This is a genomic window from Streptomyces sp. VNUA24 (assembly GCF_029167005.1).
GTDB classification, from domain to species: domain Bacteria; phylum Actinomycetota; class Actinomycetes; order Streptomycetales; family Streptomycetaceae; genus Streptomyces; species Streptomyces scabiei.
In genome coordinates, this window is sequence record NZ_CP119143.1 from 8,361,327 (window position 1) to 8,387,891 (window position 26,565).

At 72.8% G+C, this 26,565-nt stretch carries 20 protein-coding genes and 1 pseudogene; 14 read left to right on the forward strand and 7 right to left on the reverse strand.

Annotated features, from left to right (window positions below):
* Positions 1-16: 16 nt before the first annotated feature.
* Entirely contained in the window at positions 17-772 is a 756-nt protein-coding gene (gene hisF / locus PYR72_RS35840) for an imidazole glycerol phosphate synthase subunit HisF (RefSeq protein WP_275459149.1), read from the forward strand.
* 61 nt (positions 773-833) lie between these two features.
* Here the strand turns inward: hisF and PYR72_RS35845 are convergent, their stop codons facing one another.
* Positions 834-1,469, reverse strand: coding sequence for a TIGR03085 family metal-binding protein (locus PYR72_RS35845; RefSeq protein WP_275459150.1), 636 nt, complete (start codon positions 1,467-1,469; stop codon positions 834-836).
* A gap of 169 nt (positions 1,470-1,638) precedes the next feature.
* Here PYR72_RS35845 and hisI point away from each other — a divergent pair, with 169 nt between their 5' ends.
* The 10 genes from hisI to lgt all read left to right on the forward strand — a co-directional run bounded on the left by hisI (position 1,639) and on the right by lgt (position 10,968).
* On the forward strand, positions 1,639-2,094 hold the full coding sequence (gene hisI, locus PYR72_RS35850; protein WP_275459151.1) for a phosphoribosyl-AMP cyclohydrolase: 456 nt from the start codon (positions 1,639-1,641) through the stop codon (positions 2,092-2,094).
* Between the two features lie 11 nt (positions 2,095-2,105).
* Entirely contained in the window at positions 2,106-3,584 is a 1,479-nt protein-coding gene (locus PYR72_RS35855; protein ID WP_275459152.1) for an anthranilate synthase component I, read from the forward strand.
* 51 nt (positions 3,585-3,635) lie between these two features.
* On the forward strand, positions 3,636-4,283 hold the full coding sequence (locus PYR72_RS35860; protein WP_275459153.1) for a TIGR02234 family membrane protein: 648 nt from the start codon (positions 3,636-3,638) through the stop codon (positions 4,281-4,283).
* A gap of 167 nt (positions 4,284-4,450) precedes the next feature.
* Positions 4,451-4,723 (forward strand): HGxxPAAW family protein, encoded by a 273-nt coding sequence (locus tag PYR72_RS35865; RefSeq protein WP_275459154.1) that lies wholly within the window; start codon positions 4,451-4,453, stop codon positions 4,721-4,723.
* A 73-nt stretch (positions 4,724-4,796) separates the two neighbouring features.
* On the forward strand, positions 4,797-5,264 hold the full coding sequence (locus PYR72_RS35870) for a DUF2752 domain-containing protein (protein ID WP_275459155.1): 468 nt from the start codon (positions 4,797-4,799) through the stop codon (positions 5,262-5,264).
* Positions 5,265-5,454: 190 nt separating this feature from the next.
* The gene (gene trpC / locus PYR72_RS35875) at positions 5,455-6,264 is read left to right on the forward strand and encodes an indole-3-glycerol phosphate synthase TrpC (RefSeq protein WP_013004397.1); all 810 of its coding nucleotides are present in this window, start codon (positions 5,455-5,457) and stop codon (positions 6,262-6,264) included.
* Positions 6,265-6,820: 556 nt separating this feature from the next.
* Positions 6,821-8,104 (forward strand): tryptophan synthase subunit beta, encoded by a 1,284-nt coding sequence (gene trpB, locus PYR72_RS35880; protein WP_275459156.1) that lies wholly within the window; start codon positions 6,821-6,823, stop codon positions 8,102-8,104.
* Entirely contained in the window at positions 8,101-8,919 is an 819-nt protein-coding gene (gene trpA / locus PYR72_RS35885; protein ID WP_275459157.1) for a tryptophan synthase subunit alpha, read from the forward strand. The genes trpB and trpA overlap by 4 nt, the downstream gene beginning before the upstream one ends.
* Before the next feature lie 139 nt (positions 8,920-9,058).
* Entirely contained in the window at positions 9,059-9,835 is a 777-nt protein-coding gene (locus PYR72_RS35890; RefSeq protein WP_275459158.1) for a thioredoxin domain-containing protein, read from the forward strand.
* 128 nt (positions 9,836-9,963) lie between these two features.
* On the forward strand, positions 9,964-10,968 hold the full coding sequence (gene lgt, locus PYR72_RS35895) for a prolipoprotein diacylglyceryl transferase (RefSeq protein ID WP_275459159.1): 1,005 nt from the start codon (positions 9,964-9,966) through the stop codon (positions 10,966-10,968).
* Between the two features lie 232 nt (positions 10,969-11,200).
* On the opposite strand, the gene PYR72_RS35900 is transcribed toward lgt, so the two are convergent.
* The 6 genes and pseudogenes from PYR72_RS35900 to PYR72_RS35925 form a co-directional block, all read right to left on the reverse strand.
* A complete protein-coding gene (locus PYR72_RS35900) occupies positions 11,201-12,055 on the reverse strand; it encodes a CoA ester lyase (protein WP_275459160.1) in 855 nt (284 codons plus the stop codon).
* Positions 12,052-13,251: a CoA transferase gene (locus PYR72_RS35905; protein WP_275459161.1), complete on the reverse strand. Its 1,200-nt coding sequence runs from the start codon at positions 13,249-13,251 to the stop codon at positions 12,052-12,054. Before PYR72_RS35905 ends, PYR72_RS35900 begins: the two co-directional genes overlap by 4 nt.
* Entirely contained in the window at positions 13,248-14,645 is a 1,398-nt protein-coding gene (locus PYR72_RS35910) for an ADP-ribosylglycohydrolase family protein (RefSeq protein WP_275459162.1), read from the reverse strand. The genes PYR72_RS35905 and PYR72_RS35910 overlap by 4 nt, the downstream gene beginning before the upstream one ends.
* Positions 14,642-15,808, reverse strand: coding sequence for an ADP-ribosylglycohydrolase family protein (locus PYR72_RS35915; protein WP_275459163.1), 1,167 nt, complete (start codon positions 15,806-15,808; stop codon positions 14,642-14,644). Before PYR72_RS35915 ends, PYR72_RS35910 begins: the two co-directional genes overlap by 4 nt.
* Before the next feature lie 7 nt (positions 15,809-15,815).
* Entirely contained in the window at positions 15,816-17,291 is a 1,476-nt protein-coding gene (locus PYR72_RS35920) for an ADP-ribosylglycohydrolase family protein (RefSeq protein WP_275459164.1), read from the reverse strand.
* A gap of 746 nt (positions 17,292-18,037) precedes the next feature.
* Positions 18,038-19,045, reverse strand: a pseudogene (locus PYR72_RS35925) (ADP-ribosylglycohydrolase family protein); the annotation flags it as partial.
* 256 nt (positions 19,046-19,301) lie between these two features.
* Here PYR72_RS35925 and PYR72_RS35930 point away from each other — a divergent pair.
* The 3 genes from PYR72_RS35930 to PYR72_RS35940 all read left to right on the forward strand — a co-directional run bounded on the left by PYR72_RS35930 (position 19,302) and on the right by PYR72_RS35940 (position 26,481).
* The gene (locus tag PYR72_RS35930; protein WP_275459165.1) at positions 19,302-20,030 is read left to right on the forward strand and encodes a VIT1/CCC1 transporter family protein; all 729 of its coding nucleotides are present in this window, start codon (positions 19,302-19,304) and stop codon (positions 20,028-20,030) included.
* 390 nt (positions 20,031-20,420) lie between these two features.
* Positions 20,421-25,028, forward strand: coding sequence for a glutamate synthase large subunit (gltB, locus tag PYR72_RS35935; protein ID WP_275459166.1), 4,608 nt, complete (start codon positions 20,421-20,423; stop codon positions 25,026-25,028).
* Positions 25,021-26,481 (forward strand): glutamate synthase subunit beta, encoded by a 1,461-nt coding sequence (locus tag PYR72_RS35940; protein ID WP_275459167.1) that lies wholly within the window; start codon positions 25,021-25,023, stop codon positions 26,479-26,481. The genes gltB and PYR72_RS35940 overlap by 8 nt, the downstream gene beginning before the upstream one ends.
* Positions 26,482-26,565 lie beyond the last annotated feature (84 nt).

The following is a 26,565-nucleotide window of genomic DNA, read 5'->3' on the forward strand; positions in this document are numbered from 1 at the left end:
AGGAGCCGTGGATTTCATGACCCTGGCGGTCCGAGTCATCCCCTGCCTGGACGTGGACAACGGCCGGGTCGTCAAGGGCGTCAACTTCCAGAACCTGCGCGACGCGGGCGACCCCGTCGAGATGGCGAAGGTCTACGACGCCGAGGGCGCCGACGAGCTGACGTTCCTGGACATCACCGCCTCGTCGGGCAACCGCGAGACGACGTACGACGTGGTGCGCCGCACCGCCGAGCAGGTCTTCATCCCGCTGACGGTCGGCGGCGGCGTCCGCACGGCCGAGGACGTGGACAAACTGCTGCGGGCGGGCGCGGACAAGGTCGGCGTCAACACGGCGGCGATCGCCCGCCCCGAGCTCATCCGCGAGATCGCCGAGCGCTTCGGCCGCCAGGTGCTGGTCCTGTCGGTCGACGCCCGCCGCACGGAGGCCGGATCCTTCGAGGTCACCACCCACGGCGGCCGCAAGGGCACCGGTATCGACGCCGTCGAGTGGGCCCACCGGGCCGCCGAGCTGGGCGCGGGCGAGATCCTGCTCAACTCCATGGACGCGGACGGCACCAAGGACGGCTACGACCTGGAGATGATCACCGCCGTCCGCCAGCACGTCACGGTCCCCGTCATCGCCTCCGGCGGCGCCGGCCGGCTCGCCGACTTCGCCCCGGCCGTCGAGGCGGGCGCCGACGCCGTGCTCGCCGCCTCCGTCTTCCACTTCGGCGACCTGCGCATCGGCGAGGTCAAGAACGCGCTGCGGACGGCCGGGCACCCGGTGCGCTGACGCCGTCGGACCCCGGGCGGTGGGGCCCGGTCACCTGGTGACCGGGCCCCACCGACCCGGCTCAGATCCCCAGCTGCTTCGTCTCGTGCAGCTTGGCGATCGCCTCCTTCTCGCCCTCCAGCTCCACATCGGCGACCTGCTGGCGCCCGTAGAGGAACAGCAGCAGCTCGGCGGGCTCGCCGGTGACGGTGACGACGGGGGCCCCGCGGTGGGCCACCGCCGTCCGCCCGTCGGGGCGGCGCAGGACCAGACCCGTGGGGGAGCGGCGGCCCATGAGGCGGGCCGTGCGCTCCAGACGGGACCACAGCGCGTCCTGGAAGACGTGGTCGAGCTCGCGCGGGGTCCAGTCGGGCCGGGCCCGGCGGATGTCCTCGGTGTGGACGTAGAACTCGATCGTGTTCGACGCCTCGTCGATCTGCTTGAGGTTGAAGGGCGAGAAACGCGGCGGACCGGTCCGTACGAGCTGGATCAGCTCCTCGTACGGCTTGGCGGCGAACTCCTCCATCACCCGGTCGAGGCGCGACGCGAGCTGTTTGATGAGTATGCCGCCGGCGGCGTCGGGGCGACGCTCGCGCACGACCACGTGTGCGGCCAGATCACGGGTCGTCCAGCCCTCGCACAGGGTGGGGGCCTCGGGTCCGGCGGTCTCCAACAGGTCGGCGAAGAGAAGCCGTTCACGCTTGGCATGGGTAGACATGCCAGCCACCCTACGACCGGGCCACCACCCCGCCCAGCACAGGTCGCGCCGAACCCGGCCCGCCGGTACCCGGACGGTCGCCCCACGGGCCGGTCATACGTACGACAAGAGGGTCCGGCCTGTGGACAACCGGCGAGGCCGGCCGGCGCGGCGCGGCACAATGGCAGGCATGACCAGCACGCCGTCCTCCAGCAGCCCCCACCGTCCCGGAGCCCCCGCCGGCCCCGGCACGTCCAGCGCGCTGGACCCCGGGATCGCCGCCCGCCTCAAGCGCGGCGCCGACGGGCTCCTGCCCGCCATCGCCCAGCAGTACGACACCGGTGAGGTGCTCATGCTCGGCTGGATGGACGACGAGGCCCTGCACCGCACGCTCACCACCGGCCGCTGCACCTACTGGTCGCGCAGCCGCCGCGAGTACTGGGTCAAGGGCGACACCTCCGGCCACGTCCAGTGGGTGAAGTCCGTCAGCCTGGACTGCGACGCCGACACCGTCCTCGTCAAGGTCGACCAGGTCGGCGCCGCCTGCCACACCGGCGCCCGCACCTGCTTCGACGAGGACGTCCTCAAGGCCGAGGAAGGCGCCCCGGGCGGCGCCGATTCCGACGTACCGTCACTGGATCAGTAAGGTCAGCCGCCATGGACCTCGAGACGTTCCGCAAGCTGGCCGGCGACCGCCGTGTCATCCCCGTCAGCCGCAAGCTCCTCGCCGACGGCGACACCCCCGTCGGGCTCTACCGCAAGCTCGCCGCCGAGCGCCCCGGCACCTTCCTCCTGGAATCCGCGGAGAACGGCCGCTCGTGGTCCCGTTACTCCTTCGTCGGCGTCCGCAGCCACGCCACCCTCACCGCCCGCGACGGTCAGGCCCACTGGCTCGGCACCCCGCCCGTCGGCGTCCCCGTGGACGGCGACCCCCTCGCCGCCCTCCGCGCCACCATCGAGGCCCTCCACACCCCCCACCAGGAGGGCATGCCCCCCTTCACCGGCGGCATGGTCGGCTACCTGGGCTACGACATCGTGCGCCGCCTGGAGAAGATCGGCCCCGGCGGGCAGGACGACCTGCGGCTGCCCGAGCTGACCATGCTGCTCACCAGCGACCTGGCGGTGATGGACCACTGGGAGGGCTCGGTCCTGCTGATCGCCAACGCCATCAACCACAACGACCTCGACACCGGTGTCGACGAGGCCCACGCCGACGCGATCGCCCGCCTCGACGCCATGGAGGCCGACCTCGCCCGGCCCGTGGCCCAGCCCCCGGCGGCGCTCCCGCCCTCCGAACTGCCCGAGTACACCGCGCTGTGGGGCGGCCCCGACTTCCAGGACGCCGTCGAGGACATCAAGGAACGCATCCGGGCCGGCGAGGCCTTCCAGGTCGTCCCCTCCCAGCGCTTCGAAACCCCGTGCACGGCCAGTGCGCTGGACGTCTACCGCGTCCTGAGGGCGACCAACCCCTCCCCGTACATGTACCTGTTCCGCTTCGACGGCTTCGACGTCGTCGGATCCTCCCCCGAGGCCCTGGTCAAGGTCGAGGACGGGCAGGCCATGGTCCACCCCATCGCCGGCACCCGGCACCGGGGCGCGACCCCGCAGGAGGACCAGGCCCTCGCCGACGAACTGCTCGCCGACCCCAAGGAGCGCGCCGAGCACCTGATGCTCGTCGACCTGGGCCGCAACGACCTGGGCCGGGTCTGCGAGCCGGGCTCGGTCGAGGTCGTCGACTTCATGTCCGTCGAGCGCTACTCCCACGTCATGCACATCGTGTCCACCGTCACCGGCCGGGTCGCGGCGGGCCGCACGGCCTTCGACGTCCTGACCGCCTGCTTCCCCGCCGGCACCCTCTCCGGCGCCCCCAAACCGCGCGCGATGCAGATCATCGACGAACTGGAACCGTCCCGCCGGGGCCTGTACGGCGGCTGCGTCGGCTACCTCGACTTCGCCGGGGACTCCGACACCGCCATCGCCATCCGCACGGCACTGCTGCGCGACGGCACGGCGTACGTCCAGGCCGGCGCCGGCATCGTCGCCGACTCCGACCCCCTCGCCGAGGACACCGAGTGCCGCAACAAGGCGGCGGCGGTCCTGCGCGCGGTGCACACGGCCAACCGGCTGGGCGAGTAGGGCGCTTCTCACGTCGCCCCGGGTGCCGACCCACCCGGGGAGCAGGCGATAGTGGAGTACGTGACCGCAAGCCCTGACCACCCCCGTCCCGAACCCGCGTCCGTCCGCGCCGGCCGGCGCAGTCTCGCTCTGGCGCTGCTCAGCGGCGCCCTGGGCGCGGCCGTCGTGCTGCTCGCCAGCCGGCAGCGCTGGTCGCAGGGCACCATCTCGGTGGCGGGCGGCGACTTCCCGCTGACCGCCCAGGGCAGCGACGTCACGGGCGTGCCCGCGGCGCTCGCCGTGGTGGGCCTGGCCGCGCTCGTCGCCGTCTTCGCCGTACGCCGCTCCGGGCGCGTCCTGGTCTCCGCGCTGCTCGCCCTCTCCGGGGCGGGCACGATCGCCGCCGCGCTGCTCGGTGCCCAGGACAGCGCCGCGCTCGACGACAAGGCGGCCGAGGCGTCCGGCGACACCGCCGCGACCGTCGACGCGCTCGGCCACACCGGCTGGCCGTACGTCGCGGCCGTCGGCGGCGCGCTCATCCTGCTCGCCGGACTGCTCGCGCTGCGCCACGGACGGCGGTGGCCCGCGATGTCCGGCCGCTACGAACGCGACGGCACCCCCCGGCCGCGCCGGGCCCGGCCCGTCGACCCCGACCGGCCCGAGGACATGTGGAAGGCCCTGGACCGCGGCGAGGACCCGACGGGACCCGGTCCCGCCTAGGCCACCACCGGGTCGCACGCACCGGACGACCCCCCGAACGCGGGAGTGGACACCCCCGCTCAAGGCACCCGTACCCGTACGGGACAATGGACGACGAGCGTCCGACTCAGCACAGGCATCGAGCGACACGCATCGAGCACCACGCAATGGACAACGAGGAGCAAGTCATGGCGGGCAGCAGCCACGGTCACACCCCGGCCGCCTGGACCGGCGTCACCATCGCCTTCATCGGTTTCTGCGTCTCGGGCGCCTTCATGGTGATGGCCGAGCCGCTGGGATTCTGGGCCGGCATGGTCATCACCGTCCTCGGCGGCGTCGTCGGCATGATCATGCGTGCCATGGGCATGGGCCAGCCGAAGGACGCGCACGCCGTGTACGAGACGGCGACGGTGCGCGCGCAGACCGGGACGACCCCCGAGCCGGCCGGCGCCAAGGGCTGACACCCGCCCGAGGGACGGTTCCGCCTCACCGCGGGCCGTCCCTCCGGCGCGCCTGTGCCCCGCGCGGGGCACAATGCGGTGTGTGAACGCCGAGACCCAGCCGACCGCGCCACCGCCCCGCGGCGTGACCGCCCCGACGACGGGCCGCGCGCTCCGCTCGCTCGCGGTGCCCGCCGGAGTGCTCGCGGCCGTCGCCGGTGCCTTCGCGTACGTCGCGGCCGTGGACCCCAACGAGCCCGGCCACTACCCGGTCTGCCCGCTGTGGCGCCTCACCGGCCTGTACTGCCCCGGCTGCGGCGGTCTGCGCAGCGCACACGCCTTCGCGCACGGGGACATCGCGACCGCCCTCACCGACAACGCGCTGGCCGTCGCCGGCTTCCTCGGCTTCGCGGTGCTGTGGACCGTCTGGGTGGTCCGCGCGGCGCGCGGACGGCCCCTCCGCCTACGCCTCGGCACCCTCCAGCTGTGGTCCCTCGGCGTATTGGCGCTGGTCTTCACGGTTGTCCGGAACCTGCCGTTCGGTGGCTGGCTCCACCCTTGATCGAACCATGAAGGTCCAGGTACTGGGACCGCCGTCAACCGGATGCGAGGCCCACGCCCTCCTGCGGATACCATCGCAGTGAACTGCCTCAACCCCGAGAACCGCCCGACTGTCAATACATGACCGTCAAACGTTGTCACTGATTTTTGCCGTTTTCATCGTTCTCACCGTCTGAAAGGGGGCCGCTCGCGTGAGTGTGCTCGACGAGATCATCGACGGAGTCCGTGCCGACCTCGCGGAACGGCAGGCGCGCGTCAGCCTCGACGAGCTCAAGGAGCGCGCGGCGAAGGCTCCGGCGGCCAAGGACGGCGCGGCCGCGCTCCGCGGCGACGGCGTCAAGGTGATCTGCGAGGTCAAGCGGTCCAGCCCCTCCAAGGGCGCGCTCGCCGCGATCGCCGACCCGGCCGGTCTCGCCGCCGACTACGAGGCGGGTGGCGCGGCGATCATCTCCGTCCTCACCGAACAGCGCCGCTTCGGCGGCTCGCTGGCCGACCTGGAGGCCGTCCGCGCGCGCGTGGACATCCCCGTCCTGCGCAAGGACTTCATCGTCACCTCGTACCAGCTGTGGGAGGCACGGGCCTACGGCGCCGACGTCGTCCTGCTCATCGTCGCCGCGCTCGACCAGCCGGCGCTGGAATCGCTCATCGAGCGCGCGGAGTCCATCGGGCTCACCCCGCTCGTCGAGGTCCACGACGAGGACGAGGTCGAGCGCGCGGTCGACGCCGGCGCGCGGGTGATCGGCGTCAACGCCCGCAACCTCAAGACCCTGGAGGTCGACCGCTCCACGTTCGAGCGGGTCGCCCCCGAGATCCCGGACTCCATCGTCAAGATCGCCGAGTCCGGTGTCCGGGGCCCGCACGACCTCATCGCCTACGCCAACGCCGGTGCCGACGCCGTCCTCGTGGGCGAGTCCCTCGTCACCGGCAAGGACCCCCGGACCGCCGTGGCCGACCTCGTCGCCGCGGGCGAGCACCCCGCGCTGCGGCACGGGCGGGGCTGACCCGGACATGACCGGTCGTACCCCCACCGCCGACCGGCCGGGATCCGTCCCGGCCGGGGCGCCGGGGTGCGGCCGGGCCGCCGTAGCGGTCGTGGTCACCCACACGGGTGAGCCGGGGCCGGTAGGCTGTGCCCCGATGTTCTCGATCACCATGACTCCCAGGGACCCCTACGCCCGCCTCGCGCGCGGGTGCCGTCCCCGTGGCTGCCGGGCCCCCGCCCGTCGCGTCCACGGGCGCCGGGTCCGCTATGTCATCGGTGACGAGCCGGGTCAGGTGAACGGCATGCGATGGCCCAGGACACGTACGCGGCGCCCTGCGGGCAGCTGAACCGCGTTTCCCTTCGCTGAACGCCGGGTGTCGCGTCCCCGGCGGCAGGCGGCAGGCGGGAGCGGAGACGGTCGGTTCGGCACCGCCGGTCGACGCCGTCGTACTCGCTCGCCGTCGCGGCGGGGGAGTACGGACGGGGTGACCGGCGGTGCCCGGCAGCGCGCGTACGTGATCGCTGTCAGCCGGAGTCCGACCAACGACGGGGCGACGCCCCTGCGAGGTATGCGCATGTCCAGTGAGTTCTTCATTCCCGACCCCGAGGGTCAGGTTCCCAGCGCCGAGGGGTATTTCGGCGCGTTCGGCGGCAAGTTCATCCCGGAGGCGCTGGTCGCCGCCGTGGACGAGGTCGCCGTGGAGTACGACAAGGCGAAGCACGACCCCGAGTTCGCGCGTGAGCTCGACGATCTGCTCGTCCACTACACCGGCAGGCCCAGCTCGCTCACCGAGGTGCCCCGGTTCGCCGAGCACGCCGGCGGGGCGCGGGTGTTCCTCAAGCGCGAGGACCTGAACCACACCGGATCACACAAGATCAACAACGTGCTCGGGCAGGCCCTGCTCACCCGGCGCATGGGCAAGACCCGGGTCATCGCCGAGACGGGAGCGGGCCAGCACGGCGTCGCCACCGCCACGGCGTGCGCGCTGTTCGGCCTCGACTGCACCATCTACATGGGTGAGATCGACACACAGCGGCAGGCCCTGAACGTCGCCCGCATGCGCATGCTGGGCGCCGAGGTCATCGCGGTCAAGTCCGGTTCGCGGACCCTCAAGGACGCCATCAACGAGGCGTTCCGGGACTGGGTCGCCAACGTCGACCGCACGCACTACCTGTTCGGGACCGTGGCCGGGCCCCACCCCTTCCCCGCGATGGTCCGCGACTTCCACCGGGTCATCGGCGTCGAGGCGCGCCGCCAGATCCTCGAACGCGCCGGGCGGCTGCCCGACGCGGCCGTGGCCTGCGTGGGCGGCGGTTCGAACGCCATCGGCCTCTTCCACGCCTTCATCCCCGACGCCTCCGTACGGCTCATCGGCTGCGAGCCCGCCGGCCACGGCGTCGAGACCGGTGAGCACGCGGCGACGCTCACCGCCGGTGAACCGGGCATCCTGCACGGCTCGCGCTCCTACGTCCTGCAGGACGAGGAGGGCCAGATCACCGAGCCGTACTCGATCTCGGCGGGCCTGGACTACCCCGGCATCGGCCCCGAGCACGCGTACCTCAAGGACAGCGGCCGGGGCGAGTACCGCGCCGTCACCGACGACGCGGCCATGCAGGCACTGCGTCTGCTGTCGCGCACCGAGGGCATCATCCCGGCCATCGAGAGCGCCCACGCGCTCGCCGGCGCCCTGGAGGTCGGCAGGGAACTGGGCAAGGACGGGCTGATCGTCGTCAACCTGTCCGGCCGTGGCGACAAGGACATGGACACGGCGGCGCGCTACTTCGGCCTGTACGACACCGACGCCGAGGTCGCGGCCGACGCGGCCGATCTCGCCGAGATCGAGGGGGACGCCAAGTGAGCGGCAACATCCAGCTGTTGAGCGACACGCTCGCCGCGGCCAAGGGGGAGGGGCGGTCCGCGCTCATCGCCTATCTGCCGGCCGGGTTCCCGACCGTCGACGGCGGCATCGCCGCGATCAAGGCGGTCTTCGAGGGCGGCGCCGACGTCGTCGAGGTCGGTCTGCCGCACAGCGACCCGGTCCTCGACGGGCCCGTGATCCAGACCGCCGACGACATCGCCCTGCGCGGCGGTGTCAAGATCGCGGACGTGATGCGGACCGTCCGGGAGGCGTTCGAGGCCACCGGCAAGCCCGTCCTCGTCATGACGTACTGGAACCCCATCGACCGCTACGGCGTCGAGCGCTTCACGGCCGAGCTGGCTCAGGCGGGCGGCGCGGGCTGCATCCTGCCCGACCTGCCCGTCCAGGAGTCGGCGCTGTGGAGGGAGCACGCCGAGAAGCACGGCCTCGGCACGGTCTTCGTCGTCGCGCCCAGCAGCAAGGACGCCCGGCTCGCCGAGATCACCGCGGCGGGCAGCGGCTTCGTCTACGCCGCCTCGCTGATGGGGGTCACCGGCACCCGGGAGTCGGTGGGCGCGCAGGCCCAGGACCTGGTGGAACGCACCCGGGCCACGGGCTCCGGCCTGCCGGTCTGCGTCGGCCTCGGTGTCTCCAACGCCGAGCAGGCCGCCGAGGTCGCCGGGTTCGCCGACGGCGTGATCGTCGGCTCCGCGTTCGTGAAGCTGATGCTGGACGCCCCCGACGAGGCGGCCGGCCTGGACGCCGTCCGGGTTCTGGCGGGCGACCTCGCCAAGGGGGTGCGCCGGGGCGCCTGACCCGGCGCGTCGGACGCGCGTGACGTTCACCCGTTTGTCGTACGGGGGTAGCTGGACGTCACGGGCGATCCGCTCACTCGAACGGGTGGAAGTGGGACCGGGGAGGCGCGGTGCGCCTCCCCGGTTCGTTCTGCGGGATGTGAGCGAGAAGAACCGTGAGGGAAAGCGCACCGCCCGTGAATGGCTGGCGGAGGAGCGCGAGAAGCAGAAGACCGCCGAGAAGCGCCGCCGGGTCCTGATCGTGGGCGCCTCCGTGGTGTGCGTCCTGGGGCTGGCCGCCGTCATCGGCGTGGTGGCGGCGAACGCGGGCAAGGACGACGAGTCCTCCGCCTCGGGCCCGGTCGTGGCGCCCTCGGGGGCGAACGGCGAGGACAGCCTCGCGATCCCGGTCGGGGACGCCGGAGCCAGGTCGACCCTCTCCGTGTGGGAGGACTTCCGCTGCCCGGCCTGCAAGTCCTTCGAGGACGCCTACCGCTCGACGATCCACGAGCTGACCGCGGCCGGGAAGCTGAAGGTCGAGTACCACCTCGCCACCCTGATCGACGGGAACATGGGCGGCAGCGGCTCCCGCAAGGCCGCCAACGCCGCCGCGTGCGCGCAGAACGAGGGCAAGTTCCCCGAGTACCACGACGTGCTCTACGAGAACCAGCCGCCCGAGACGAACGACGACTTCGCCGGTGAGGCCAGGCTGCTCGACCTCGCGAAGAAGGTGGACGGACTGGACACCGCCCCCTTCCGCACCTGCGTCGAGAACGGCAGACACAACAGCTGGGTCGCCAAGTCGAACGAGGCGTTCCAGAAGGGCGGCTTCTCCGGCACGCCGAGCGTCTTCCTCAACGGCACCAACATCTACGCGGACCAGTCCATGACCCCCGCCAAGCTGAAGCAGATGGTGGAGGCGAAGGCCCAGGGGTGAGTCACGGGTGAGGCGGCGGGGACTGCTGGGGGCCGTGGGGTGTCAAGGCGGGTGTGACGCGGCGTTATGGACCCGTTGCCGGGCCGCCCGCCGTCGGCCGGGCCCGGCAAGGTAGCGTCGACCCTGCCATGGAACTTGCCTACATTCCCAGCCCGTCGCGCGGGGTGCTGTACCTCGGTCCCGTCCCGCTGCGCGGCTACGCCTTCTGCATCATCATCGGTGTCTTCGTAGCCGTCTGGCTCGGCAACAAACGCTGGGTCGCACGCGGCGGACAGGCCGGCACGATCGCCGACATCGCTGTCTGGGCCGTGCCCTTCGGCCTGGTCGGCGGGCGCCTCTACCACGTGATCACGGACTACGAGCTGTACTTCAGCGAGGGCCGTGACTGGGTCGACGCCTTCAAGGTCTGGGAGGGCGGACTCGGCATCTGGGGCGCGATCGCGCTCGGCGCGGTCGGCGCGTGGATCGGCTGCCGTCGGCGCGGCATCCCGCTGCCCGCGTACGCCGACGCCGTCGCACCCGGTATCGCGCTGGCCCAGGCGATCGGACGGTGGGGCAACTGGTTCAACCAGGAGCTGTACGGCAAGCCGACGGACCTGCCGTGGGCCGTGGAGATCACGTCCTCCACGGACGGGCGGCTGCCGGGCACCTACCACCCGACCTTCCTCTACGAGTCGCTGTGGTGCATCGGCGTCGCGCTCCTCGTCATCTGGGCGGACCGCCGCTTCACCCTCGGGCACGGACGGGCGTTCGCGCTGTACGTCGCCTCGTACTGCGCGGGGCGGTTCTGGATCGAGTACATGCGGGTCGACGAGGCCCACCACATCCTCGGGCTGCGCCTCAACAACTGGACCGCGCTGCTCGTCTTCGTCCTCGCCGTGATCTACCTGGTCCTGTCGGCCCGCAAGCGGCCGGGGCGGGAAGAGGTCGTCGAGCCGGGGGTCTCCGACGGTGACGGGGACGAGGGTGCTGCCGTGTCGGTGGAGGACCCGGAGTCGGAGTTGAAGCCGAAGTCGGAGTCGAAGTCGGAGTCGAAATCGGATTCGGAGTCGAAGTCGAAGTCGGGGGAGTCCGAGGACAAGGCTGTGGCCGAGGGCGAGAAGAAGGAGCCCGAGTCGGCGAAGAAGAGCTGACGCGACGGTCGGTTCGGTCGATGTGATGCCTGCCCACCTGTCCCTTCGGGGCGGGTGGGTTTTTGGCTGCGGGTTCGGTGGGGGCTGGTCGCGCAGTTCCCCGCGCCCCTAAAGGCATCAGGCCCCTGCGGGCCTGAAAGCCATCGGCCCTGCGGGCCTGAAAAGCAGTGGGCGCAGCCCTGTTTTTCAGGGGCGCGGGGAACTGCGCGAGAAGCCCCACCGGGCGGAGGGATCACGGCCGGGTGGGGCGGGCGGCCAGGGAGAGGGTTCTGTGGGCGGCGGCCACGATCGCCGGGTCGATGAAGCGGCCGTCGGGCAGGGCCTGGGCGCCGGGTGCGGCGGTCGCGGCCCGCAGGGTCTCCTCGGCCGACTCCACCTCCTGCGGGGTCGGGGCGTAGGCGCGTTCGATGACCGGGAGCTGACGGGGGTGGATGGCGGCGCGGCCCAGGAAGCCGAGGGAGCGGCCGTGGGCGCAGGAGGCGGCCAGGCCGTCGAGGTCCCTCGTGTCCGGGTGGACCGACTGGGCCGGGGACGGCAGCCCCGCGGCGCGCGCGGCGACGACCACCCGGGAGCGGGGCCAGTCGAGGGCCCGGTCGTGGTGGACGCCCAGGTCGGCGCGGAGGTCGGCCTCGCCCAGCGTGATGCCGTGCAGCGCGGGGTGGGCGCCGGCGATGGCGTAGGCGCGCTCGACGCCCAGGGCCGATTCGAGGAGGGCGTACAGGGGGATCGCGCCTCCTTCCGCGGGGGCCGTCCCTTCCGCGACGGCGACGATCTCGGCCGGTGACGTGACCTTCGGGAGGCGGAGCGCCGACAGACCGGGCAGGGGCGAGAGGGCTTTGAGGTCCTGTTCGGCCTCCGGGGTGTGCAGGGCGTTCACGCGGACGTGGACCGGCACGGGCGGAGGGACCGAGAGCAGGTCGGCGGTGGCGGCCCGGGCGTAGCCCTTGCGGTCCGGGGCGACCGCGTCCTCCAGGTCCACGATCACCACGTCGGCGCCGCAGGCCAGGGCCTTGGCGACCACTTCGGGGCGGTCGCCGGGGACGTACAGCCAGGTCAGGGGGAACGGGGTGGCCGGCCGGGGGGTCACAGGGCGCCCTCCTGGCGCAGGGCCGCGATGTCCGGCTCCGACAGGCCCAGCTCGGTGAGGACCGCGTCCGTGTCGGCGCCGTGGGCGCGGCCCGCCCAGCGGATCGCGCCGGGGGTGGCGGAGAGCCGGAAGAGGACGTTCTGCATGCGCAGTGGTCCGAGGTCGGGGTCGTCCACGGTGGTGACCGTGTCCAGGGCCCGGTACTGCGGGTCGGCCATCACGTCGGTGATGTCCTGGACGGGGGCGACGGCCGCCTCCGCCTTCTCGAACACCTCGATGACCTCCTCGCGGGTGTGCCGGGCGATCCACGCGCCGACCGCCTCGTCCAGGACGTCCGCGTGCCGGGCCCGTTCCGCCCCCGAACCGAACCAGGGCTCGTCGATCAGCTCGGGGCGGCCGACCAGCCGCATCACCCGTTCCGCGACCGACTGGGCGGAGGTGGAGACGGCCACCCAGGAGCCGTCCGCCGTGCGATAGGTGTTGCGGGGCGCGTTGTTGGCGGAGCGGTTGCCGGTGCGCGGCTGCACGTGGCCCAGCTGGTCGTACCAGAGGGGCTGGGGGCCGAGGACGGTGAGGATCGGCTCGATGATCGCCATGTCGACCGTCTGCCCCTGACCGGTCCGGTCACGCGCGGCGAGCGCGGTCATCACCGCGTACGCCGTCGCGAGGCCCGCGATGGAGTCGGCGAGTCCGAAGGGCGGCAGGACCGGCGGGGCGTCGGGCTCCCCGGTGATGGCGGCGAAGCCGCTCATCGCCTCGGCGAGCGTGCCGAAGCCGGGGCGGTGGGCGTACGGGCCGAACTGGCCGAAGCCGGTGACCCGGGTGAGGACCAGGCGGGGGTTCGCGGCCGACAGCTCCTTCCAGCCCAGGCCCCATCTCTCCAGGGTGCCGGGGCGGAAGTTCTCGATGACCACGTCGGCGGTGGCGGCCAGGCGCAGGAGGGTGTCCCGGCCGCCGGGGGTGGAGAGGTCCAGTGTCAGGGTGCGCTTGTTGCGGCCCAGCATTTTCCACCACAGACCCACACCGTCCTTCGACGGGCCGTGGCCGCGGGACGGGTCCGGCTTCGTGGGGTGCTCGACCTTGATGACCTCCGCGCCGAAGTCGCCGAGCATCGTGGCGGCGAGGGGGCCGGCGAACAGGGTGGCGAGGTCGAGGACCCGCAGGTGGGAGAGCGGAGGGGTGTGCGCCTGGGTCATGAGTGGGGGGTCTCCCGGAGGGTGAGGTGGGCCAGGGTGTCGAAGCCGACGCCGTTGAGGTCGGCGATCGAGGTGGCCAGGCGGTTCTTGAGGGGGGCCGTCCAGCGCTCGGGGAGCGCGTCGGGGGAGCCGGCGAGGAGGCCGGCGATGCTGCCCGCCGTCGCGCCGTTGGAGTCGGTGTCCCAACCGCCGGACACCGCACGGCAGATGGAGGCCGTGAAGTCGCCGTCGGCGTGGGTGAGGGCGGCGGTGAGCAGCGCGGTGTTGGGCAGGGCGTGCACCCAGTGGTGGCCGGCGTAGGTGGTGTGGAGGGCGTCGACGACCGCCTCGAAGTCCCGGGTACGGCCGGCGAGACGGACGGCGTGGGTGATCGCCCCCGCCAGACGGGAGCCCGGGGGGACGACCGTCAGGCCGGTGCGCAGGCAGTGGTGGATGTCGTGGGTGCCGGTGGCCGCCTCCGCGATGGTGGCCGCGACGAACATGGCCGCGTAGACGCCGTTCGCGGTGTGGGTGAGGGTGGCGTCGCGGTGGGCCTGTTCGGCGGCGGCGCCCGGGTCGCCGGGGTTGGTCCAGCCGTGGACGTCGGCGCGGATGAGGGCGCCGATCCACTCGCGGAACGGGTTGCGGTGGCGGGCGGTGTGCGGGGGGTCGATGCCGCAGAGGAGGTTGCGGTAGGCGACGCGCTCGGCGGTGAAGGTGCGGCCCGCGGGGAGTTCGTCCAGCCAGAGCGTGGCCACGTCGGTGGTGGTGAAGTCGCGGCCGTGACGGGCCAGCAGGAGGAGGTTGAGGAGGGGGTAGTTGAGGTCGTCGTCCTCGGGCATGCCGTCGATGTTCTCGGCGAGGGAGGTGGGGGCCGAGCGGCGGTTCCAGGGGTGGGCGGCGAGGAGTTCCGCGGGGACGCCCCGGGCGGTGAACCAGGTGGTGAGGGGCCAGTTGCCGGACGCCCGCGCGAGGTCGCGGATCGCGGCGAGGGGCAGCTTCTCGACGGGCTTGCCGAGGAGGCAGCCGGCGGCCCGCCCCAGCCACGCGGCCTCCAGGCGGGGGAGGTACGCGGCCGGGGTGGAGCGGGGTGGCGCGCCCGGGGCGCCGGGGGCGGGCGGGGGCGCCGGCCAGTGGGGGCACAGTGCCTTGATCCCGCTCAGGGCCGTCGGCTCGGCCTCGCTCAACCCGCTCGGCAGATCGGCGAGTTCGTCCAGCAGATCCTCGGCGAGCTGCCGCAGGTAGCGGGAGACGCGCCCCGGGGAGGCGCCGGCGCGCGGGGGGGCCGGGGGGCCGCCCGCGGCTCGCCAGCGGGCGGCGACGGCCGACGGTGCGCGGCCGTCCTGGACCGCCTGGTGGAGTTCGTGGCCCAGGAGGTCCTCCGGCTGCACCCAGGTCAGACGCAGCGGGGTCACCGGAGGGAGGCCAGCGTGGCGAAGGCGGACTCGTGGGCGCGGCGGCGCCGTACGTCCCGCGTGTGGATCTCGCGGGCCACCTCGGCCAGGGTCGTGGCCGGCGCGTGCAGGTCCAGGCGGCTGGCCTCGGCGACCGTCTTGGCCCAGTCGGACGGGACGTCCGAGCCCAGGGCGCCCGCGAGGGCACCCGCCATGGTGGCGATCGAGTCGCAGTCGCGGCCGTAGTTCACGGAACCGAGGACGGCGTGGCGGTAGTCGCCGTGGGCGACGAGCAACATGCCCAGGGCGACGGGGAGTTCCTCGATGGAGTGGAGGCGGGAGGGGCGGCGGGCGCCCAGGGAGGGGGCGCGGTAGTCCGGGCCGACCGTGTCGAACGGGGCCACCGCCTCACGCAGCGGGCGCAGCGCCGACTCGAAGTCCGTGTGGCGGGCGGCCGTTTCGCACACGGCCTCGATCGCCGCGCGGGTGCCGTCCTTGGCCAGGTCGACACACGTCTCGACCACCGACGCGGCGGTCGCGCCCGGCGTGCACGCCGCCGCGACCGCCGCCGCGAACACGCCCGCGGCCTCCCTGCCGTACGACGACTGGTGGGCGCCGGCGATGTCGAGGGCCTCCGCGTACGCGCCGCGCGGATCGGCCGCGTTGACCAGGCCGACCGGGGCCATGTACATCGCGGCGCCGCAGTTGACGATGTTGCCGGTGCCGGCCTCGCGCGGGTCGACGTGGCCGTAGTGGAGACGGGCCACCAGCCACTTCTCGGCCAGGAAGACCCGCTGGAGGGGGAGGGCCTCCGCCTCCAGCTCGGGGATCCAGCGCGGGGTCGTCATCATGTCCGGCACCAGGTGCTCGGCGACGGCGTACGCGTCCAGGTGGTCGCGGACGCGGTCGTACACCCGGACCAGGGCATGGGTCATGAGGGTGTCGTCGGTGACGTGGCCGTCGCCCTTGTGGTACGGCGCGATGGGGCGGGCGGTGCGCCAGTCGTCGCCGTTCCAGGGGCCGACGATGCCGTGCACGCGGCCGCCGTGGCGTTCGGTGATCTGCTCGGGGGTGTAGCCCTCGACGGGGCCGCCGAGGGCGTCGCCGACGGCGGCGCCGACCAGGGCACCGGTGATGCGTTCTTCGAGGGTCGTCGCGGTGGGGGGTTCCTTCGAGGGCGTCATGCCCGAATCATCCCCCCGGGGTGGCGAGTTCCGTGGTTGCGAGAAGTTCGGCGAGGTGTACGAGATCGGTGCCGGTGAGGCGGGGGAGGGCGCAGCCGGAGAGGGTGCGGCAGGCGTCCCGCCAGGAGGCCGGGACGGCGGTGCCGCCGCCTAGCGCGCCGGTCAGGGCGCCGGCGAGGGCCGGGGCGGAGTCGGCGACGCGGGAGAGGCAGGCGGCGGCGGGGACGGCCTCGGCGATCCGGCCCTCGGCGGCGGTGGCCAGGGCGAGTGCCACGGGGACGGTCTCGGCGGCGGCGATGCCGTAGCTGTAGACGTGGTCGACGATCTGGTGCTCCAGGAGCGGTACGAGCGCGAAGGTTCCTTCGCTTCGGTGGCGGTGGGCGAGGTCCAGGGCGTGGCGGGCGTTGCGGCCGATCTCCGTTCCGGCGGGGAGTTCGGCCAGGGCCGCCGCCGTGCAGTCGTCGACGTTCGCGCCGACGAGCGCCAGCGCGAGCGCGGCGGCCATCGCGCGTGCGCCGTGCACGCCGTCGCCGTCCTGGGTGTAGCGGGCGTCGAACTCGGCGAGTTCGGCGGCTCCCCGCGGGTCGCCGGGGTGGGCGACGGCGAGCACGCAGGCGCGTACGCAGGCCGCGTCGTCGAAGTAGTGCGGGTTGTCGTGGCCGGTGGCGGGCGGGCGCAGGCCGGTGGCGAGGTTGCCGAGGCCGGCGCGTACGGAGATACGGGCGCGCAGGGGGAGTACGGCGGACTCGACCTCGGGGGCGCGTTCGGCGGCGGCGGCGATCTCGCTGGCCACGGCGTTCCAGGAGAGGTCGATCGAGGCGCGGGTGCGGCGTTCCAGGCTGAGGTCGCCCAGGGCCGCGGCGTCGCCGGCGCGGAGCAGGGCCTCCGCGGCGAAGGCCGCCCATTCGGCGTCGTCGGAGGGGCCGAGGCGCAGGGGCTCGGGGGGCTGGTTGAGGGCGATGGGGACGGGGAGGGTGGTGGTGGCGTTCTGCTCGGCGAAGGTGTCGAGTTCGCGGGTGAGGCGGCGGGTCCACTCCGGCATACGGGCGGCCCGGTGGCGGGCGGCGGGCCAGCCGGCGGCGTCGCCCGCGGCGAGGCCGAGGAGGAGGCCCTCGATACGGGTGCCCGGCGGGCGGCACGCCGCCCGCCGGGCCTCGGCTCCGCCCTTGGCCTCCGGCGCCACCCGACGGGCCTCGGCTTCGCCATCGGCCGTCGTCTCCCCACCCGCACCGCCCGTGCGGCTCTCGTCGTCGGGTGCGGGTGGCCCCTGTGGGGCTTCCCCGCCGTCGGCGGCCGCGGCGCCGTGGGTGAGCGGCTTCGCCGAGACCGGGCGTGCGGGTTCGACGTCCTCGGGGGCGAGGGAGTCGGCTGCGGTCCCGGGCGCCGCGGCCGCGCGCGGTGCGACCGGTCTCCGGAGGGGCGGCTCGTCGTGCGGTGCGGAGGGCGCGGGTGTGGTGTCGTCCCACGGGGTGGGCGGGGTCATGCCGGGGTCTCCGTCGTGTCGGCGGGGGTGGGGGTGAAGGCGGTGGGGGCGGGGGTGGTCGGGGCCAAGGCGGTCGGAGTGGGGGCGGTCAGGGTGCAGGCGGTCTGGGTGAAGACCGCCGGGGCGGGAGCGCCCGGGGTGGGGGCGGTGAGGGTGAAGGCGACCGGAGTGGGGGCGGCAGTGGCGGCGGCGGTCGGGGTGAAGACCGCCGGGTCGGGGGTGCCCGGGACAAGGGCGACTGGGGTGAAGTCGGCCGGGTCGGGAGAGCCCGGGGCGAAGGCTCCCGGAGTGGGGGCGTCCGAGGCGAAGGCGACCGGGGTGAAGTCGATCGGGGCCAGGGTGGCCGGGGCGGGGGCGACCGGGCTGAAGTCGACCGGCGTAGGAGCGGTCGGGGTGAAGACCGCCGGGTCGGGGGTGCCCGGCGTGAGGTCGGCCGGGGCCGGGGCGACCGGGGCGAGGGCGACCGCGGCGAGGGCGCCCGGCGTGAAGTCGGCCGGAGCGGGGGCGACCGCGGCGGGGGTGCCCGGCGTGAAGTCGGCCGGGGCGAGGGCGCCCGGGGTGAAGGCGCCCGTGGCGGGAGCGACCGGCGTGAAGTCGGCCGGGTCGGGGGCGCCCGGCGTGAAGTCGGCCGGGGCCGCGGCGGGGGCGGCCGGGTTGAAGTCGACCGGCGTAGGGGTGGGCGGGGTGAAGTCGGTTCTGGTGGGGAGGGGGCGGGTGTTCCGGGGGAAGTGGGGTGTGTCGGTGGTCCATTTGCCGCCCTCGCCGGGGGTCAGCAGCTCGGCCACGTCCAGGACGTGGTGGCCCGCCATGGAGGGCAGGCAGCTGCCCCGCGCCGGGCCGATGGCCGCCGCCCACTCGGACGGGATCGAGGACGCGCCCCGGGTCGCCCCGGCCAGCGCGCCGGCGACGGCGGCGGTGGTGTCGGCGTCGCGGCCCATGTTGACCGCCGTCAGCACCGACTCCGTGAAGTCGCCGTCGGCCGCCGCGTAGGCACCGAAGGCGAGGGCGACGGCCTCGGGGGCGAGGTCGGTCCAGGGGTAGCCGCCGATGACGACGGCGGAGCGGACCGCGCGTTCGCCGCGGTGGGCGACGGCGACCGCCCGGCGCAGGGAGCGGGCCGTCCAGGAGTCCTCGGGGATCACGGCGAGCGCGGAGGCCACGACCGCGATGGTGGGGGCGCCCGCCATCGCCGCCGCGACTCCGGCCGCGACCGCCTGACCGCCGTAGATGCCCTCCCCGTCGTGGCTGACGGAGCCGTCGACGGCGACCAGCCGGGCGGCCTCCGCCGGGCGGCCCGCGGCGAAGACGCCGAAGGGGGCCGCGCGCATGGCCAGCCCGTCGCTCCAGGCATGCCGGTGCTGTGCGGAGATCGGCGCGGCCAGGCCCCGGCGGAGGTTCTCCAGGGTGCCGCGTTCGCTGAAGCCGGCGCCCCGGAACGGACCCTCGTCCCGGTCCGCGATCCACTGGTGCCAGGCCGTCTCCACATGCGTGACGGTGAGCGCCGAGCCGTGCCGGGCCAGCAGGAGCCCGGAGAAGATCGCGTACTCGGTGTCGTCCGTGCCGCTGGGCTCGTCCACCACATAGCCCTCGATACGGCCCCAGCGGGCGCGGATCTCCGACGGCTTCAGGTTCTCGGCGGGGGCGCCGAGGGCGTCTCCGACCGCCAGGCCCAGCAGGGCGCCGCGGGCCCGCTCGCGGAGGTCGGTGGCGTCCTGAGGCGCCGGGACCGAGGGGATGCGGGCGACGGATGCCATACGCGGGCCTTTCCACAGGGACACCTTTTGCGGATGTGTCCCACCATCGGCGGTTGACCTGAGCCTGCGAGCCCTCAACGTCACCCGGTCGACATATGAGCGGTGCCGTGATCGTCTGCGCATTCGACGGTAAAACCGCAGGTTAGTCCAGCCTTTCCTTGCTGGCGGACGGGAATGACGCGGCGTACTGTGGGCGTTGTTAAAGATTAGATTCTGTCCAAAGTTAGCTTTGGCTTAGCTTCTCTGGGGGACCGGAATGGCCGTCATCGACACCGAGGCCGCGCTGCACGAGGCGCACCGCGACAACCACACCCACCGGGACGTGAACGGAGGCTGGCTGCGCCCCGCCGTGTTCGGTGCGATGGACGGGCTCGTGTCCAACCTGGCCCTGATGACCGGTGTCGCGGGCGGCTCGGCCGGCCGGGAGGCGGTCGTCGTCGCCGGGCTCGCGGGGCTCGCCGCCGGCGCCTTCTCGATGGCCGCCGGCGAATACACCTCGGTGGCCTCCCAGCGGGAACTCGTCGAGGCCGAACTCGACGTCGAGCGAAGGGAGTTGCGCAAGCACCCCAAGGACGAGGAGCGGGAGCTGGCCGCGCTCTACGAGAGCCGCGGCGTCGAGGCGGGGCTCGCCCGGGAGGTCGCGCGCCAGCTCTCGCGCGATCCCGAGCAGGCCCTGGAGATCCACGCCCGCGAGGAACTGGGCATCGATCCCGGCGACCTCCCGTCACCGACCGTGGCCGCCGTGTCCAGCTTCGGCTCCTTCGCGCTGGGCGCCCTGCTCCCCGTCCTGCCGTATCTGCTGGGCGCGGGGGCGCTGTGGCCCGCGGTGCTGGTGGCGCTCCTGGGGCTCTTCGGGTGCGGGGCGGTGGTGGCCAGGGTGACGGCCCGGAGCTGGTGGTTCAGCGGTCTGCGGCAGCTCGCCCTCGGGGGTGCCGCGGCGGGTGTGACGTACGCCCTGGGCAGCCTGATCGGGGCGGCCGTATGATGGATCGGATGGCTACGTATGCGCGGGACCGCATAAATAGTCGTTACCAGGCGGTTTCGAACGCTTAACCGCTGGGCATGAGCCGTAAGCGCCGCAGGCAATGACGCCTGCCTAGCACCTGTAAGCAGTGGCGACGACGCCTTCTGCGCCCCGCGGTCTGCCGACACGGATCTGTCCGGCCGACCCCCCAGCTCCACGCCTGTCGACGCCTGTCCACGCCACTGCGCGCGGCACCCCTCCGCGCCCGTGGCGTCCGCATGTTGGGACGCGGTATCCGCTTCCCGAGAACCGTTCCATCATGTAACCTGCACGAAATTTTGCACCTTACGCAGAGGGCCAACGTCGTCCCTCGGCACACGCACATGCCAGATGACGACGACGGGAGAGCCGATGCGTACGCCGCGCCAGCCGTCCCAGCACTCCGCGAACGGCCAGAAGTGGTCCTTCATGGATGCTCGCCCTGCTGCGCAGGGTATGTACGACCCCCGCAACGAGAAGGACGCCTGCGGCGTCGGTTTCGTGGCCACCCTCACCGGCGAGGCGAGCCATGCGCTGGTCGAGCAGGCGCTCACGGTTCTTCGCAACCTGGAGCACCGCGGGGCGACCGGTTCGGAGCCCGACTCGGGTGACGGCGCCGGCATCCTCTCGCAGGTCCCCGACGCGTTCTTCCGCGAGGTGGCCGGATTCGAGCTGCCCGAGGCAGGCGCGTACGCCGTCGGCATCGCCTTCCTGCCCGAGCACGGCGCCGACGACGCCGCGGCCCGTATCGAGGCCATCGCGACCGAGGAGGGCCTGACCGTCCTCGGCTGGCGCGAGGTGCCCGTCGCCCCCGCGCTGCTGGGCGCCACCGCCCGCTCGACGATGCCCGCCTTCCGCCAGATCTTCGTCGCCGACGGATCGGCCGCGCCCGCCACGGGCATCGACCTCGACCGCAAGAGCTTCGTGCTGCGCAAGCGCGCCGAGCGCGAGGTCGACGTCTACTTCCCCTCGCTGTCCGCGCGGACCATCGTCTACAAGGGCATGCTGACCACCGGCCAGCTGGAGCCCTTCTTCCCGGACCTGTCCGACCGCCGCTTCGCCTCCGCGATCGCGCTCGTGCACTCCCGGTTCTCCACGAACACCTTCCCGTCGTGGCCGCTCGCCCACCCGTACCGCTTCGTCGCGCACAACGGCGAGATCAACACGGTCAAGGGCAACCGCAACTGGATGGTCGCCCGCGAGTCCCAGCTCGCCTCCGACCTCTTCGGCCCGCAGGAGACGCTGGACCGGATCTTCCCGATCTGTACGCCGGACGCCTCCGACTCCGCGTCCTTCGACGAGGTCCTGGAACTGCTCCACCTCGGCGGCCGCTCCCTGCCGCACTCCGTGCTGATGATGATCCCGGAGGCGTGGGAGAACCACGACTCCATGGAGCCCGCCCGCCGCGCCTTCTACCAGTTCCACTCCACGATGATGGAGCCCTGGGACGGCCCGGCCTGTGTCACCTTCACCGACGGCCGCCAGGTCGGCGCGGTCCTGGACCGCAACGGTCTGCGCCCCGGCCGCTACTGGGTCACCGACGACGGACTCGTCGTCCTCGGCTCCGAGGTCGGCGTCCTCGACATCGACCCCGCCAAGGTCGTCCGCAAGGGCCGGCTGCAGCCCGGCCGGATGTTCCTCGTCGACACCGTCGAGCACCGCATCATCGAGGACGACGAGATCAAGGCCCAGCTCGCCGCGGAGAACCCGTACGCGGAGTGGCTGGAGGCCGGCGAGATCGAGCTGTCCGACCTGCCCGAGCGCGAGCACATCGTGCACACCCACGCCTCGGTCACCCGCCGCCAGCAGACCTTCGGCTACACCGAGGAAGAGCTGCGCGTCATCCTCGCGCCGATGGCCAAGACCGGCGGCGAGCCGCTCGGCTCCATGGGCACCGACTCACCCATCGCCGCGCTGTCCTCGCGCCCGCGGCTGCTCTTCGACTACTTCACCCAGCTGTTCGCGCAGGTCACCAACCCGCCGCTGGACGCCATCCGCGAGGAGCTCGTCACCTCGCTGCGCTCGTCGCTGGGCCCCGAGGGCAACATCCTGGAGCCGAACGCCGCGTCCTGCCGCAGCGTCACCCTGCCCTTCCCGGTGATCGACAACGACGAGCTGGCCAAGCTCATCCACATCAACGCCGACGGCGACATGCCCGGCATGAAGGCGGCCACGCTCTCCGGTCTCTACCGGGTCTCCGGCGGCGGCGACTCCCTCGCCGCGCGCATCGAGGAGATCTGCGCCGAGGCCGACTCCGCCATCGCCAACGGCGCCCGGCTGATCGTCCTGTCCGACCGCCACTCCGACGCCGAGCACGCGCCGATCCCGTCGCTGCTGCTCACCGCGGCCGTCCACCACCACCTCATCCGCACCAAGCAGCGCACCCAGGTGGGGCTGCTCGTCGAGGCCGGTGACGTCCGCGAGGTCCACCACGTCGCCCTGCTGATCGGCTTCGGCGCCGCCGCCGTCAACCCGTACCTGGCGATGGAGACCGTCGAGGACCTCGTCCGCGCCGGCACCTTCCTCTCCGGCATCGAGTCCGAGCAGGCCATCCGCAACCTGATCTACGCCCTCGGCAAGGGCGTCCTGAAGGTCATGTCCAAGATGGGCATCTCCACGGTCGCCTCCTACCGGGGCGCCCAGGTCTTCGAGGCCGTCGGTCTCGCGGACGAGTTCGTCGAGAAGTACTTCAACGGCACGGCCACCAAGATCGGCGGCGTCGGCATCGACGTCATCGCCAAGGAGGTCGCCGCCCGCCACGCCAAGGCGTACCCGGCCAGCGGCATCGCGCCGGCCCACCGCGCCCTGGAGATCGGCGGCGAGTACCAGTGGCGCCGCGAGGGCGAGCCGCACCTGTTCGACCCGGAGACGGTCTTCCGCCTCCAGCACTCCACGCGCACGCGCCGCTACGACATCTTCAAGAAGTACACGGACCGCGTGAACGAGCAGTCCGAGCGCCTGATGACGCTGCGCGGCCTGTTCGGCTTCAAGGCCGGGGAGCGGCAGCCGATCTCCATCGACGAGGTCGAGCCGGTCACCGAGATCGTCAAGCGGTTCTCGACCGGCGCCATGTCGTACGGCTCGATCTCCCGCGAGGCGCACGAGACGCTCGCCATCGCCATGAACCGGCTGGGCGGCAAGTCCAACACCGGTGAGGGCGGCGAGGACCCGGACCGCCTGTACGACCCGGCGCGCCGTTCCTCGATCAAGCAGGTCGCCTCCGGCCGCTTCGGCGTGACCTCGGAGTACCTGGTCAACGCGGACGACATCCAGATCAAGATGGCCCAGGGCGCCAAGCCCGGCGAGGGCGGCCAGCTGCCCGGCCACAAGGTCTACCCGTGGGTCGCCAAGACCCGGCACTCGACGCCGGGCGTGGGCCTCATCTCCCCGCCGCCGCACCACGACATCTACTCCATCGAGGACCTCGCCCAGCTCATCCACGACCTGAAGAACGCGAACCCGCAGGCGCGGATCCACGTGAAGCTGGTCTCCGAGGTCGGCGTCGGCACGGTCGCCGCCGGTGTCTCCAAGGCGCACGCGGACGTCGTGCTCATCTCCGGCCACGACGGCGGAACGGGCGCGTCCCCGCTGACCTCGCTGAAGCATGCGGGCGGCCCCTGGGAGCTGGGTCTCGCCGAGACCCAGCAGACGCTGCTGCTCAACGGCCTGCGCGACCGTATCGTCGTGCAGACCGACGGCCAGCTGAAGACCGGCCGTGACGTCGTCATCGCCGCGCTCCTCGGCGCCGAGGAGTTCGGCTTCGCGACCGCTCCGCTGGTCGTCTCCGGCTGCGTCATGATGCGCGTCTGCCACCTGGACACCTGCCCGGTCGGCATCGCCACCCAGAACCCGACGCTGCGCGACCGGTTCTCCGGCAAGGCCGAGTACGTCGTGAACTTCTTCGAGTTCGTCGCCCAGGAGGTCCGCGAGATCCTCGCCGAGCTGGGCTTCCGCTCCATCGAGGAGGCCGTCGGCCACGCCGAGACGCTCGACGTGACCCGCGCGGTCGAGCACTGGAAGGCGCAGGGCCTGGACCTGGAGCCGCTGTTCCACGTGCCCGCCCTGCCCGAGGGCGCCGTCCGCCACCAGCTGATCGAGCAGGACCACGGCCTGGAGAAGGCGCTCGACAACGAGCTGATCAAGCTCGCCGCCGACGCCCTGGCCGCCTCGGACGCCACCGACGCCCAGCCGGTCCGCGCCCAGGTCAAGGTCCGCAACATCAACCGCACGGTCGGCACCATGCTCGGCCACGAGGTGACCAAGAAGTTCGGCGGGGCCGGTCTGCCCGACGACACCATCGACATCACCTTCACCGGCTCGGCCGGCCAGTCCTTCGGTGCCTTCCTCCCGCGCGGTGTCACCCTGCGCCTGGAGGGCGACGCCAACGACTACGTCGGCAAGGGCCTCTCCGGCGGCCGGGTGATCGTCCGTCCCGACCGGGGCGCCGACCACCTCGCCGAGTACTCCACCATCGCGGGCAACACCATCGCCTACGGCGCCACCGGCGGCGAGCTGTTCCTCCGCGGTCGTACGGGTGAGCGGTTCTGTGTCCGCAACTCCGGCGCCCTGGTGGTGTCCGAGGGCGTGGGCGACCACGGCTGCGAGTACATGACCGGTGGCCACGCGGTCGTCCTCGGCGAGACGGGCCGCAACTTCGCGGCCGGTATGTCCGGCGGCATCGCCTACGTCATCGACCTCGACCGCGACAACGTCAACGTCGGCAACCTGGGCGCCGTCGAGGCCCTCGACGACACCGACGAGCAGTGGCTGCACGACGTCGTGCGCCGCCACGCGGAGGAGACCGGCTCCACGGTCGCCGAGAAGCTGCTCGCCGACTGGCCCGTCGCCGTGACGCGCTTCAGCAAGATCATCCCCAGCACGTACAAGGCAGTGCTCGCCGCCAAGGCCGCCGCCGAGCAGGCCGGTCTCTCCGAGACCGAGATCACCGAGAAGATGATGGAGGCGGCGATCAATGGCTGACCCGAAGGGCTTCCTGAACCACGGGCGCGAGGTCGCCAAGTCCCGCCCCGTCGACGTACGCCTGAAGGACTGGAACGAGGTCTACGTCCCGGGCTCGCTGCTCCCGATCATCTCGAAGCAGGCGTCCCGCTGCATGGACTGCGGCATCCCGTTCTGTCACAACGGCTGTCCGCTCGGGAACCTCATCCCCGAGTGGAACGACTACGCCTACCGCGAGGACTGGGCGGCGGCGTCGGAACGGCTGCACGCGACGAACAACTTCCCGGAGTTCACCGGGCGGCTGTGCCCGGCCCCGTGCGAGTCGGCGTGCGTGCTCGGCATCAACCAGCCGGCCGTCACCATCAAGAACGTCGAGGTCTCCATCATCGACAAGGCGTGGGACAGCGGCGACGTCGCGGCCCAGGCCCCGGAGCGGCTGTCCGGCAAGACGGTCGCGGTCATCGGCTCCGGCCCGGCGGGCCTCGCGGCGGCGCAGCAGCTGACGCGGGCCGGTCACACGGTCGCGGTGTACGAGCGCGCGGACCGCGTCGGCGGTCTGCTGCGCTACGGCATCCCCGAGTTCAAGATGGAGAAGCGGCACATCAACCGCCGCATCGAGCAGATGCGCGCGGAGGGCACCCGCTTCCGGACGGGCATCGAGATCGGCCGCGACCTCAAGGCCACGGACCTGAGGAAGCGGTACGACGCCGTCGTCATCGCCGCGGGCGCCACCACCGCCCGTGACCTCCCGGTCCCCGGCCGCGAGCTGGCCGGCATCCACCAGGCCATGGAGTACCTGCCGCTGGCCAACAAGGTCCAGGAGGGCGACTTCGTGGCGCCCCCCATCACGGCCGAGGGCAAGCACGTCGTGGTCATCGGCGGCGGCGACACGGGCGCGGACTGCGTGGGCACCGCCCACCGCCAGGGCGCTGCCTCGGTCACCCAGCTGGAGATCATGCCGCAGCCCGGCGAGGACCGTGCCCCGAACCAGCCCTGGCCGACCTTCCCCATGCTCTACAAGGTCACCTCGGCGCACGAGGAGGGCGGCGAGCGGGTCTACTCCGTCTCCACCACCCACTTCGAGGGCGACGAGGACGGCAACGTCCAGTTCCTGCACCTCGTCGAGGTCGAGTTCGTCGACGGCAAGCTGACGCAGAAGCCGGGCACGGAGCGGAAGATCCCCGCCCAGCTGGTGACGCTGGCCATGGGCTTCACGGGCACCGACCGCGAGAACGGTCTCGTGGACCAGTTCGGCCTGGACCTCGACGAGCGCGGCAACATCGCCCGCGACGCCGACTTCCAGACCAACGTGCCGGGCGTCTTCGTCGCCGGTGACGCGGGTCGCGGCCAGTCGCTCATCGTCTGGGCGATCGCCGAGGGCCGCTCGGCGGCCCGGGGCTGCGACCGCTTCCTGACGGGCGCGAGCGACCTGCCGGCCCCGATCCGCCCGACCGACCGCTCCCTGATGGTCTGACCCCTCGGACCGCCACACACGTCCCGTACAACGGCGTACGGGCGGGTCATCTGGGGGTACTTCCCCAGACCCCCCGAGACGGCG

What these genes read in the sequence shown, in the direction of transcription:
- PYR72_RS35920 (WP_275459164.1), bottom strand. Translation starts at nt 17,291, where the DNA reads ATGACCCCGCCCACCCCGTGGGACGACACCACACCCGCGCCCTCCGCA.
- PYR72_RS35930 (WP_275459165.1), top strand. Translation starts at nt 19,302, where the DNA reads ATGGCCGTCATCGACACCGAGGCCGCGCTGCACGAGGCGCACCGCGAC.
- trpB (WP_275459156.1), top strand. Translation starts at nt 6,821, where the DNA reads ATGTCCAGTGAGTTCTTCATTCCCGACCCCGAGGGTCAGGTTCCCAGC.
- hisI (WP_275459151.1), top strand. Translation starts at nt 1,639, where the DNA reads ATGACCAGCACGCCGTCCTCCAGCAGCCCCCACCGTCCCGGAGCCCCC.
- PYR72_RS35870 (WP_275459155.1), top strand. Translation starts at nt 4,797, where the DNA reads ATGCGGTGTGTGAACGCCGAGACCCAGCCGACCGCGCCACCGCCCCGC.
- PYR72_RS35905 (WP_275459161.1), bottom strand. Translation starts at nt 13,251, where the DNA reads ATGACCCAGGCGCACACCCCTCCGCTCTCCCACCTGCGGGTCCTCGAC.
- PYR72_RS35845 (WP_275459150.1), bottom strand. Translation starts at nt 1,469, where the DNA reads ATGTCTACCCATGCCAAGCGTGAACGGCTTCTCTTCGCCGACCTGTTG.
- PYR72_RS35855 (WP_275459152.1), top strand. Translation starts at nt 2,106, where the DNA reads ATGGACCTCGAGACGTTCCGCAAGCTGGCCGGCGACCGCCGTGTCATC.
- lgt (WP_275459159.1), top strand. Translation starts at nt 9,964, where the DNA reads ATGGAACTTGCCTACATTCCCAGCCCGTCGCGCGGGGTGCTGTACCTC.
- PYR72_RS35865 (WP_275459154.1), top strand. Translation starts at nt 4,451, where the DNA reads ATGGCGGGCAGCAGCCACGGTCACACCCCGGCCGCCTGGACCGGCGTC.
- PYR72_RS35940 (WP_275459167.1), top strand. Translation starts at nt 25,021, where the DNA reads ATGGCTGACCCGAAGGGCTTCCTGAACCACGGGCGCGAGGTCGCCAAG.
- gltB (WP_275459166.1), top strand. Translation starts at nt 20,421, where the DNA reads ATGCGTACGCCGCGCCAGCCGTCCCAGCACTCCGCGAACGGCCAGAAG.
- hisF (WP_275459149.1), top strand. Translation starts at nt 17, where the DNA reads ATGACCCTGGCGGTCCGAGTCATCCCCTGCCTGGACGTGGACAACGGC.
- PYR72_RS35915 (WP_275459163.1), bottom strand. Translation starts at nt 15,808, where the DNA reads ATGACGCCCTCGAAGGAACCCCCCACCGCGACGACCCTCGAAGAACGC.